We start from the raw sequence: 11,442 nt of genomic DNA on the forward strand, positions 1-11,442 counted from the left end.
TTCTTTCCTTAAATATTGCTGCTTGGAGAGAAGGACACTAGGACTAGTGATCTCAGCTTATCTTTCCCCAGCTTATCCGGAGTAGAATGTAGCACCTTGTCTAGTGACAGGTTGCTAAGGCTTCAGCGGGTCTATTCCCTCGGCCTTTCTCTATAAGCGGTGCTAAGATATACATTAAATTTCAATATAACAAAAAATATTTATCGAAATCAGGGAAGACCGACCTGTACAGGATGGTATTTTCATGAATAGTACGTATATTCGGCTCCTATAATTTAAACCGTCGTTTACATGAGTAAGAAGATTCTCTATAAGTACAATCCAAGATATCCATCCATTGCAGATCTAAAAATCAAGGCAAAATCGCGCATTCCTAAGTTTGCATTTGACTATTTGGAAGGCGGGGCGAATGAAGAGTTGAACCTCGTAAGAAACGAAAGCGATTTTGACGACATCTTACTTAAACCACAATATTTACACGTAGCGGGCGACATTGACATGTCCGTGGAATTGTTCGGACGACGCTACAGCGCCCCATTTGGGATTTCACCCATCGGCCTCCAAGGGCTGATGTGGCCTAATGCGCCGGAAATCCTAGCAAAAGCAGCGGCTAAACATGACATCCCATACACGCTAAGTACGGTTTCTACAAGCAGCATCGAACGCATTGCAGAAGTTTCAGATGGCAAAGCATGGTTTCAGCTTTACCATCCTACTGAAGACAGGTTGCGGGATGACATCCTCCGTCGCTTGAAGGAGGTAGAATGTCCGGTATTGGTAGTGCTGGTAGATGTTCCATCCTTTGGATTACGTTACAGGGAGATAAAAAGCGGACTTTCTATGCCCCCCAAAATGAATATAGCAAATGTGGTGCAAGCTATGCTAAGACCTTTATGGGGCATCAAAACCCTGCAACACGGCATTCCGTCTTTTGCGACATTGAAACCATACATGGAAAAAGGGCTAGATTTAAGTCAGCTGGGCCAATTTATGAACCGCACCTTCACTGGGAAGGTAAATGTCGAGAAAGTGAAGGCAATACGCGATATTTGGAAAGGCCCATTGGTATTGAAAGGTATCACGACAGAAGAAGATATGCAAGCTTCTATTGATATTGGCGTGGATGGCGTTATTGTATCAAACCATGGTGGGCGACAGATTGATGCCGGTGAATCTTCCATCAATTCGTTAATTCGATTGGCGCAAAACCCATTGTATACTGGCAAAACGAAAATCATGTTGGATGGTGGCATACGCTCGGGCGTGGATTTAGCAAGAGCACATGCAGTTGGGGCTGACTTTAACTTTATGGGGCGGCCGTTTATGTATGGCGTAGGTGCCCTGGGCGATGAAGGTGCAGAACATACCATCAACCTTTTTAAAGCACAACTTTACCAAGTGATGCAACAATTGACTCTGGAAAATATCAGTCAATTTCCGGGCCGCCTTATTCAAAAATAGCTATAGGAATTCCTAGAACGGAGACAGCATGTATGCGAATGATGATATTTCGTATACATGCTGTTTTTTTGTATCCCCACCCCTAAAAATCTATTTGTATCTTTGCACCATGATAGTTGCTGAACGATACCACGATATTTCCTGTGGACACCGTGTAGTGGGGCATGAAGGAAAATGCCGCTTTCTACACGGACACAACTACCGTATACATTTTACGGTAGCCGCAGAAAAACTGGATGAAGTTGGGAGAGTGGTTGATTTTTCTGTGATAAAATCAACATTATGCGCATGGCTCGAAGAACATTTCGACCATAAATTTTTAATCTGGCAGGAAGATGAGCTACTACCGCAGCTGCAAGCACTTACGGAAGATAGCCTCGTGATTGTTCCCTTTAACCCTACCGCGGAAAATATAGCGCGTTATCTTGTTGAAGAAATTGGCCCGCAACAACTACAGCCCCATGCCGTGACTTTGCTTTCGTGCAAGGTTGAAGAAACAGCAAAATGCTCGGCCACGTATACACGCAGCTTATAACGGCTCGAGCTATCTAAGCTCGAGTAACACTGGGCAATGATCGGAATGTATTGCGGTGGGTATAATCTCCGCAGCAACTAAACGCTCCTGAAGGGGCTTGGAGATCATGTTATAATCAATGCGCCAACCCAAGTTTCTCGCTCTAGCCCCTGCACGATAACTCCACCAGGTGTAGTGGTGTGGATCTTCATGTAGATGTCGAAAGGAATCAACATAGCCGGAATTGATAAAATTTTCCATCCACTCGCGTTCCGCAGGTAAAAAACCCGAGCTATTGGCATTTGATTTTGGATTGTGGATATCGATAGCCCGATGACAGATGTTATAATCTCCAGAAATCACGAGATTAGGCTTGTCTACTAGAAGCTTATCGCTATAATCCTGAAAATCTGCTAGAAACTTATATTTAAAGTCTTGTCGGGTATCGCCGGTCGTTCCGGAAGGGAAGTACACACTCATCACGGAGACATCATCAAAATCAGCACGAATCATCCGGCCTTCGAAATCGTAGTCTTCATGACCGCAACCATACTCCACATGATTTGGCGCGATCTTGGTGAAGATAGCTGTACCGCTATAGCCTTTTTTCTGCGCCGGATACCAATAGTGCTCGTACCCCATTTGTTCTAAAAATAGGATTTCCGGAATTTGATCTTGAGTCGCTTTAATCTCCTGCAGGCAGATAACATCGGGATTTATCGTCTTCACCCAGCCTAGCCAATCTTTTTTCAAAGCAGCGCGCAAGCCGTTGACGTTATAGGTAATAACTTTCATTAATATCTTTTTGAAGAAAATAGATCAAAAAATCGCGTAAGCACACCAGTCTTTGCCGGCAAGCCAGCGGCTTCACGTTCTAGATTCAGTGCTTCCCGGCGTGTTAACAACTTCATCGACATACGCAGGTCCCGGATGGGTCGATCTTTTTCATCCGTTTTTACCGCGGCGATATTGTCTATAGTTTCGACCCCATTCATCAACTCGCCAAAAACGGTATAGTTTCCATCCAAGTGTGGCGTGCCCCCAACCGTGGTGTATGCTTTGCGTTGCGCATCACTAAGCTTTTTTCCTTTTAGCCGGAATTGCTCCAAGGAGTCAAGCGCAGCATTACTGAACACACGCCCCTGCACGAAGTAAAATTGTGATCCAGATGATTGTTTGGCAGGATTATCATCGCGCGCCGCGCCGATAGTCCCTTTTTTATGGATCAAGCCCTCCTGCATTTCAGCCGGTATAGTATAATCTGGCCCTCCATTTCCTAGCGCTTGCTTCTCAGCAGCATATCGGGAGTCGGGATCGCCACCCTGCACCATAAAGTTGTGTATAACGCGATGAAAAAGAAGGCTATCATAATATCCGCTATCAACTAATTTAACGAAGTTGTCGCGGTGTTTAGGGGTTTCGTTATATAGCTTCAATAAGCAAGTACCCTTATCCGTCTTAATCACTACATAGTGAAAAACAGGGGTCTTTGCGAAGACTACGCCTCCAACAAGCAGCGTAAAAACGAAGGTTAAAATTTTTCTTAAATGCTGATTCATCATTTGTTTAAAAGGTATAGGTATCTTCGAAATAGTCGACTATCAATGATTTTATAATAAGTTCCTGCTCCAGCAGCGTATAGTTCGGAATCGGTTTAACAAGTTCCCAATGCGGCCACCCTTCTTCGTCCAATCCCCGGAGTTCATAAAAACCCATCGCACTGAACAGTCTGCAGGTTGCAATATGCATAAGCTCTTCCTTCTCCCGCTTTGAAAAGGTTTGTGGACCTTTCCCAAGCTCTTGCACGCCAATTAAAAACAAGACGACCTTTAAATCTGGCGTATCCATATCGAATTCCGTCGCTAATGTGCGCTGCAACTCGCTCCATTTTTTATTTACTTCTGCTATTTTCATTTTTTCACTTCCTATAGCCTCCCCAATACAGCGGGCTGCAAACAAAAGTAGGAAATTATTAAAGACTTTCGACCGTCACATGCGAGCAGACACGACGAACTCGACAGGAAAGATTCCGGATCTTCGTCATATTTACCCTGCTACTACCTAGTTCTCGCTCTGCAGCTCGTTAATAAGCACTTGACAGCGGTCTGCAATAAGTTGGTAAACAGGTTCAAATTGGGTTTCGTCAAAGTAAGGATCAGGAACAATCCCTTCCAACAAAAACATTTTTACCTTTTTAAGATCTGCTTCGTCTCGAGCTAGTGATCGCACATCGCTGTAATTTTTGTCATCCATAACAAAAATATAGTCGTATTGATCGAAGAAAGCTTGAGCAAAGTGCCTTGCGCGCTGCGCGGATATATCTACACCATATTTTTTGGCGACGCTGACAGATCGCCTATCTGGCGCTTGTCCAACGTGCCAATCACCGGTACCCGCAGACTCTACCGTCCAATCCAAACCATTCTCGTGAATCATGTGCGCCAATATACCATGAGCAAGCGGTGAACGGCAAATATTACCTAAACAAACCATTAAAATTTTCATTCTCCTAAATTAGTATATTCTGGAAATAAAAAGGGCAGACCACTCGCGCGATCTACCCTTAATCTAATCAACCAAATCTTCAATTAATATTCAATGGGAAAGTTAAATTCTACTGTTCCGCTTTCGGAGACGCCTGTAATACGCACGATGTTACGTTTTGTACTGGCTAATGCCGACTCCACATCGTCAACGTTGTTCACCGGTTTACCATTAACATGTGTCACCACCAATCCTTTCTCTACGCCGAAATATTCGAACATGCCACCGCGGTGTACCTGCGTAATAACCACACCCGAATTAGCACCAAATTTCTTTTTCTGCGCATCAGACGCCGGCGTGAAGCTTGCTCCTAATTTGTTGAAAATCTCCGTTGCGCTTTTACTGCTGGCTTCGTCTTCGGCAGACTTCTTCGCCTCTTGCGCTTTCAACGTTAGGTTAACATCCTTCTCTTTACCATCGCGTTTGTAGGTTAGCTTCAATTTGTCGCCTGGACTCAATCTTGCCACGCGTTCTTGTAAATCTGCTGAAGACCGGATCATTACGCCATCAACTTTAGTAATGATATCGCCTTTTTTGATCCCTGCCGCCGCAGCTGCACCTTCTTTTACGGTATCAAAAACATACAAGCCGTTAACATCTTCTAAATTGAATTCTTTACGGATACTAGCATCCATCTCGCGGAAGTTAATGCCTACATAGCCACGCTGTACTGCTCCGAATTTTTTGAAATCGTTAACGATCTTTTTAACTAAATTCACCGGAATCGCAAAGCCGTAGCCCGCATATACACCTGTAGGAGATGCAATCGCGGCGTTAATACCGATAAGTTCACCTTGTGCATTCACCAATGCACCACCACTATTCCCTTTATTGATCACGGCATCTGTCTGGATGAACGATTCTACCGCTGTGCGCACCAAAGGCTCTTGCGGTTGCCCGTAACCATAAGGTGACCCCTGGCCTTGCCCCTGCTCGCCTAAGATTCCAATTTGACGGCCTTTCGCGCTAACAATACCAGCGGTGACTGTAGATTGTAAGCTTAATGGATAACCAACCGCTAAAACCCATTCCCCGATCCGGACATTGTCCGAATCGCCAAATTTAACAAAGGGCAGATCTTTCGCGTTAACTTTCACTAGCGCCAAATCGAAGTCTGGATCACGACCTATAACTTTCGCTTCCAAAGTCCGCTGATCAGTCAACTGCACTTCTATTTTATCAGCATCTTCCACGACGTGGTTGTTGGTAACGATATACCCATCCGGAGATACCAATACGCCTGAACCGGAAGCCATAGCCTGGCGAGGCTGCGCACGACGCTGCTGCGGCATCCCAAAAAATTCTTCAAACATATCAAATGGCGAACCTCCGCCCCCACCACGCTGCGAGTTGCGCGCGGACATTGTCACCTTAAGGTGAACCACCCCTGGAGACACCGCAGCGGCTGCCTGCGTAAAATCAGGGTTTCCCGTCGATGACAAAATCTCTGCTCCTGGATTGTTCGCAAAATAGACTTTCTGTTGGTCTTCGAAAGTCATTTTCTCCATCTGCTTATTCTCAAAAATCTTATACCCCCCAATTGCTACCGCTCCACCGACGAAAGCAGTCAATAAACTTACTCCTATCTTCTTCATGTTACTATTTGCTATAAATCTTTATATTAAAAAAAATCTTTAATTTTACGTTGCTTAAAAGGTTAGGTCAAATGTAATACCATTAGAAATGCCGTGTCAACTTTTGGCAGTTAAAAAATGTTAACTAAGACGCTGACATGAATCTTTTAACATGATTTAACAATCTAAACTTCTTTTGTAACAAGAATATTAATTTTAATCCAAAATTTCAAGCAAATGAGTGGAAAACTGTATTTCTCAAAATACCAGGGAGCTGGCAATGATTTCATCCTAATCGACAATAGATCGGATGTTTTCGGGCCTAAAGATATAGATTTTGTAAAAAAACTGTGCGATCGGAAATTTGGGATTGGAGCGGACGGATTAATGCTTCTTCAAGATATAAAAAATTTTGATTTTGAAATGTTGTACTTCAATGCGGATGGTCGTGAGGGGACAATGTGTGGCAACGGTGGCCGCTGCATCGTCGCTTTTGCCAGAGATCTTGGCATAATAGATAGCAAAACTGCCTTTATGGCAGTAGACGGAACCCACGATGCCAAAATATCCGCGAGTCAAGTGGATCTAGGCATGATCGATGTGCAAGAAGTAAAGCAAGATGGCGAAGCCTATATTCTCAATACAGGCTCTCCTCATTATGTCTCATTCGTCGATGACCTGGGTGAAATGGACGTTTATGCTAAAGGCTACGCCATCCGAAACAATGACAACTACAGAAAAGAAGGCATCAACGTCAACTTTATTGAAGCAGAGGAAAATGGTTACCTCGTGCGTACATTCGAGCGTGGCGTGGAAGATGAAACGCTAGCCTGTGGCACAGGGGCCACCGCGGCTGCGATGGCTGTCGCGGTGCACAACCAATTGGAAGGCGATATGGAAATACCTATTCGTGTGCTTGGTGGGCAGCTGTACATCAGTTTCAGAAAAGAAGGGTCGTATTTTACCAACGTACGTTTGAAAGGTCCGGCAGATTTTGTTTTTAATGGAGAAATAGTACGGTAACATCGGAAAAATGCGTTGCTTTAGTAAAAGTAGCAGGCATTTTTCGCCAAATTATGTATATTAGAGCCTTTTTTTAGGGGCTCTATTTTATTTAATGCAACAGGTTGATAATAAATTACCATTCAAATTAGTATACGCTTTAGGAGAACATCCCTACTTGGGGTTTTTGATCGAACCACACATTGTCCAGTTAAATCCTAATGGATCGTACTCGTTGAGCTATAAGCGTATCTTTACCAACACCGCGAAGGACTTTGCCAGTGCATTGGATGAGACGGATTATCAACTGATTAAAATGCTTGATGAGATCGAACAGACGAACATCATCAAGCGCTACAATAAAAAGGCCATGCGTCCCGTGGACTTTTTCGGAAAAATATTTGATCAAAAAATCTTTGCCTTTATTCGCCCTAAAATTGAGCAAAAGATGCTTGCTGTATTGCAGCTACTTTCGGGAAAACCACTTTTTTTAATGAGTAAGGATGGATACCCGGCAGATCAGCCATTACAGATCGCAACACAACCCACCTCTGTGCTTTTCCACTTTCGCCGGAATGAAGAGGAAACACGTTACTTCCCGACTTTGAAACATGAGGAGAACCGTCTGGATTTCATGTATAAAGGGGCGCAGGTCATCGTAAATAAACAAGCTTGGTTGCTTGTAGAAAATACTTTGTATCATTTTGATCAAGAAATTGATGGAAAGAAACTAAGTCCATTTCTCAACAAACGTTACATTGCTGTGCCGCGATCGACGGAGAAAAAATACTTTGAAACCTTTGTCACAGGGTTGATTGAAAAGCATAATGTTTACGCGGAGGGGTTTACGATAAAAACCCACAAGGAAAATGCAACACCGCTTTTGAAACTCTTCTATGTGGCTTCAGGAGAATCGTTTGTGCAACTCTCTTTTTTCTACGGCCCTTATGAATTTTCATCCGGCGCCGAACACCCGGTCACCGTAAGGCTAGAGCATCTTGAGGAAACGGATGATTACATTTTCCATCGCATAAAGCGATCGTTGGCTTGGGAGCAAAAGCAGATCAGCTACATTGAGCAGATGGGCTTGCAAAAAAAGGATGCCTTATTCGGCAGCTACATATTCCCAAAAGAAAAAACCAGTGTTTTAGAATGGCTTAATACCCATGAAGAACAATTGCTCGCTGCAGGCTTTCTCATCAAGCAGGCAAAGGGCGACAAACGTATCATCATTGGAAAGACTACACTTGAGATTAGCATTGAAGAGGGCAATGATTGGTTTGATATTCACGCCGTAGCCTTTTTCGGCATACATGAGGTACCCTTTATTGAGTTGCGAGAACATATCCTCAATAAAATTCGGGAGTTTAAACTGCCTACTGGCGAAATCGCTATTATCCCTGAAGAATGGTTTTCGCAGTATGAGCACCTTTTTCAGTTTACCACAAAAAAGGACAGCTTAAAGTTGAGCAAAACCCATATCGGGTTGCTGTACGAAATCTCCGAACATACGCAGATTTCGTTCCATCGGAAGTTGGAGCAGTTACTAAATTTTGATCAGATCGATGAAGCACCGCTCCCACAGTCGTTTAAAGGAGAACTACGCCCCTACCAACGAGCCGGATACAACTGGTTTCATTTTCTACAGCATTATAAATTTGGAGGATGCCTTGCGGACGATATGGGCTTAGGAAAGACTGTCCAGACTTTGGCCTTGCTTCAACAACAAAAGGAGATGTTGCAAAAAACTGAACATACAAAAGTATCGCTTTTGATCCTCCCTACATCCCTCATCTACAATTGGCAAAAAGAAGCGGAGCGATTTGCGCCCGGCCTTCGCTTGTTGATACATGCCGGCAGCAATCGGTTACGCGATCCATTCGGTTTCTCTCATTTTGATTTAATCATTACCACGTATGGTATCGCACGTAGTGATGAGCAACTATTTAGCAAGTTTTTTTTCAACTACATCATTCTGGACGAGAGTCAGCATATCAAGAACCCAACATCTAAATCGTTCAAAGCGATAAAAGCTTTAAAAAGTCGCAACAAGCTAGCACTGAGTGGTACGCCAATAGAAAATTCTGTGGGCGACATTTGGTCGCAAATGCATTTCGCCAACCCTGGTTTGTTGGGATCGTACAGCTATTTTCAGAAGGAATTTGTGACGCCGATAGAAAAAAAGAAGGATGAAGATAAAGCTACTCGTTTGCAAGCGATTATCAAGCCGTTTGTCTTACGTCGTACGAAAGACCAGGTAGCAAAAGAACTGCCTCCAAAAACGGAACAAACGATTTACTGCGAGATGCTCGATGAACAAGCGGAGCTGTATGAAAGCACGAAATCGGAATACCGCAACGCCATACTCGACAATGCGTTGAAGCAAAATGGAAAGGGCAATCAAATTATCTTGCTACAGGGGTTAACGAAATTACGGCAAATTGCGAACCACCCTAACATGATCGGCGAGAATGAAACCCTTTCATCAGGTAAATTTGAAACCGTGATCGAGATGATCAATTCTGTTTCGGCAGAAGGGCACAAAGTGTTGATCTTCTCTCAATTCGTGAAGCACCTGCATTTATTTAGAACGTATTTCGATGATAAAAGCATGCCTTACGCTTATCTTGACGGGAGCACTCGGGATCGCGCCGAGGCCGTTTCCACGTTCAAAGAGAAGCCGGGCACCAATCTTTTTTTGATCTCTATCAAAGCGGGTGGGGTAGGCCTCAACCTCACCGAAGCCGACTATGTTTTTATCTTGGACCCTTGGTGGAATCCAGCGGTAGAGCAGCAAGCTGTAGACCGCTCACACCGTATCGGCCAAACGAAGAACGTGTTCATCTATAAATTTATCAGTAAAGATACCGTGGAGGAAAAAATATTAGCGCTTCAAAACAGAAAAAAAGCGATATCATCTGCACTGATAACAACGGAAGAAAGCTTCGTCAAATCGCTTTCTACAGAGGATATACAAGAACTGCTGAGATAAGACCGCGCTTTGATCTAAGCGTCGAGTTGTCGTTTGTCAATAAACGTGATTGGCTTCCGGCTTAACGGATTGAATATAATCTTTTGTAATTCTTCCGCCCCACGCCACTCTATGCGCGGCGTAACGCGAAGCTTTGCGCGGAAGTGGTCTTTTATATCAGATAGCAGTTCTTCGGACTGATTTTTTGCGCTGATATAAACAACAATCTCGTCCGTGCCAATATCATTGCCTAGTATCTCAATAACATGTTGCTCGATTTGCGGGAATCCTGCTAAAAGATCATGCATGGCCGGAGGATATAACGTGGTGCCTTTATACTTAACCATATGCTGTTTACGCCCTTCGACTGGGCCGATACGGTAGGTATTCCGTCCGCAGCCGCAAGGCTCGCTGTAACGCTTTACCACGTCACCGGTCTTGAACCGCAGCAATGGAACTCCCTGAATACCCAGCGTGGTGATCACTAACTCGCCGCTCTCGCCATCGGGGACGGGATTTTCAAACTCGTCAAGCACTTCGGTAATGATTAGATCCTCGTGCACATGTCCGCCCTGAAAAAATTCACATTCGGTAAATGCAGCCCCCATTTCTGTAGAAGCATAAGTGGAATGTAGTTGTATTGGCCATTTTTCTTGAATACGCTTCGTCAAGACGGTGTCTTGAAGATGCTGGTCGCGAAGAGACTCGCCGATGCAGAGCACACGCTCAACACTACTATTACGATAGTCTATACCGTGCTGTTCTGCGTATTCAATCATCTTCAGCAGAAAAGACGGAACGGCAATCAGAAAACGCGGCTTATACTGCAAAATAGAATCCCACTGCATCTGTGGAACACCAGATCCCACACGCAAAATGCCTGCTCCCAGCTTACGTAGGCCTAAAAAATAAGCCAGTCCGGCCATAAATCTTCTATCCATTGTTGTCATAAGCTGCACAATGTCTCCTTTTTGAATCCCTATTGTTCGAAAGGAACGACTTTCGTTGTAGGCTAAACGCTCCAAATCGTGTTCTGTAAGCCCAAAGGAAACGGGGCGCCCTAAAGTTCCCGATGTGGAGCAATAATCAATCACCTCGCTAGCATCCACACAGAAGAATTGATCGTTATGCTGCTGAATATCGTCTTTGCTTGTTGTAGGGATACGGGAGAGGTCTTCGAGTGTCTGGATACGCGACACCTCAATCCCGTGCATAGCAAAAAGCGCCTGGTAATACGGCGATTTCTCGTTCAGATAGTGTAGCTGCCTACGCAACAGTTCTTCCTGATAAGCTTTTATCTCAACAGCTGTTTGCCTCTCCATCGCCATTTCTTCCATTTTCATTTTTTTTGCTAGCCTGGGCATGAAGCTCAGGAT

The 11,442-nt window shown here is 44.2% G+C and carries 10 protein-coding genes and 1 riboswitch; of the genes, 4 read left to right on the forward strand and 6 right to left on the reverse strand.

Features of this window, described 5'->3' with window-relative positions; genetic code table 11:
• Positions 1 to 54 precede the first annotated feature (54 nt).
• A riboswitch (SAM riboswitch) is annotated at positions 55 to 159 on the reverse strand.
• Between the two features lie 132 nt (positions 160 to 291).
• On the forward strand, positions 292 to 1,461 hold the full coding sequence (locus DI53_RS06495) for an alpha-hydroxy acid oxidase (RefSeq protein WP_037496902.1): 1,170 nt from the start codon (positions 292 to 294) through the stop codon (positions 1,459 to 1,461).
• Positions 1,462 to 1,570: 109 nt separating this feature from the next.
• Complete coding sequence (locus tag DI53_RS06500; protein ID WP_037496905.1) at positions 1,571 to 1,996, forward strand: 6-pyruvoyl trahydropterin synthase family protein; 426 nt, start codon at positions 1,571 to 1,573, stop codon at positions 1,994 to 1,996.
• 9 nt (positions 1,997 to 2,005) lie between these two features.
• On the opposite strand, the gene DI53_RS06505 is transcribed toward DI53_RS06500, so the two are convergent.
• The 5 genes from DI53_RS06505 to DI53_RS06525 all read right to left on the reverse strand — a co-directional run bounded on the left by DI53_RS06505 (position 2,006) and on the right by DI53_RS06525 (position 6,114).
• Complete coding sequence (locus DI53_RS06505; RefSeq protein WP_037496907.1) at positions 2,006 to 2,770, reverse strand: exodeoxyribonuclease III; 765 nt, start codon at positions 2,768 to 2,770, stop codon at positions 2,006 to 2,008.
• Positions 2,770 to 3,537: a peptidylprolyl isomerase gene (locus tag DI53_RS06510; protein ID WP_241462385.1), complete on the reverse strand. Its 768-nt coding sequence runs from the start codon at positions 3,535 to 3,537 to the stop codon at positions 2,770 to 2,772. The genes DI53_RS06505 and DI53_RS06510 overlap by 1 nt, the downstream gene beginning before the upstream one ends.
• A 4-nt stretch (positions 3,538 to 3,541) precedes the next feature.
• Positions 3,542 to 3,889, reverse strand: a complete 348-nt coding sequence (locus DI53_RS06515) for a hypothetical protein (RefSeq protein ID WP_037497104.1) — start codon at positions 3,887 to 3,889, stop codon at positions 3,542 to 3,544.
• A 147-nt stretch (positions 3,890 to 4,036) separates the two neighbouring features.
• A complete protein-coding gene (locus tag DI53_RS06520; protein WP_037496909.1) occupies positions 4,037 to 4,480 on the reverse strand; it encodes a low molecular weight protein-tyrosine-phosphatase in 444 nt (147 codons plus the stop codon).
• 83 nt (positions 4,481 to 4,563) lie between these two features.
• Positions 4,564 to 6,114 carry a Do family serine endopeptidase gene (locus tag DI53_RS06525; RefSeq protein WP_037496912.1) on the reverse strand — a complete coding sequence of 517 codons (1,551 nt, stop codon included), beginning with the start codon at positions 6,112 to 6,114 and terminating at the stop codon, positions 4,564 to 4,566.
• Between the two features lie 216 nt (positions 6,115 to 6,330).
• Here DI53_RS06525 and dapF point away from each other — a divergent pair, with 216 nt between their 5' ends.
• Positions 6,331 to 7,116, forward strand: a complete 786-nt coding sequence (dapF, locus tag DI53_RS06530) for a diaminopimelate epimerase (protein ID WP_037496914.1) — start codon at positions 6,331 to 6,333, stop codon at positions 7,114 to 7,116.
• Between the two features lie 94 nt (positions 7,117 to 7,210).
• The gene (locus tag DI53_RS06535; protein WP_037496916.1) at positions 7,211 to 10,087 is read left to right on the forward strand and encodes a DEAD/DEAH box helicase; all 2,877 of its coding nucleotides are present in this window, start codon (positions 7,211 to 7,213) and stop codon (positions 10,085 to 10,087) included.
• Between the two features lie 14 nt (positions 10,088 to 10,101).
• Here DI53_RS06535 and flxY read toward each other — a convergent pair whose 3' ends face one another.
• Positions 10,102 to 11,409 carry a flexirubin biosynthesis putative acyl-CoA ligase FlxY gene (gene flxY, locus DI53_RS06540; protein WP_241462386.1) on the reverse strand — a complete coding sequence of 436 codons (1,308 nt, stop codon included), beginning with the start codon at positions 11,407 to 11,409 and terminating at the stop codon, positions 10,102 to 10,104.
• Between the last annotated feature and the right edge of the window lie 33 nt (positions 11,410 to 11,442).

Origin of the sequence: Sphingobacterium deserti (assembly GCF_000757725.1) — a bacterium.
In the GTDB taxonomy this organism is placed as follows: domain Bacteria; phylum Bacteroidota; class Bacteroidia; order Sphingobacteriales; family Sphingobacteriaceae; genus Sphingobacterium; species Sphingobacterium deserti.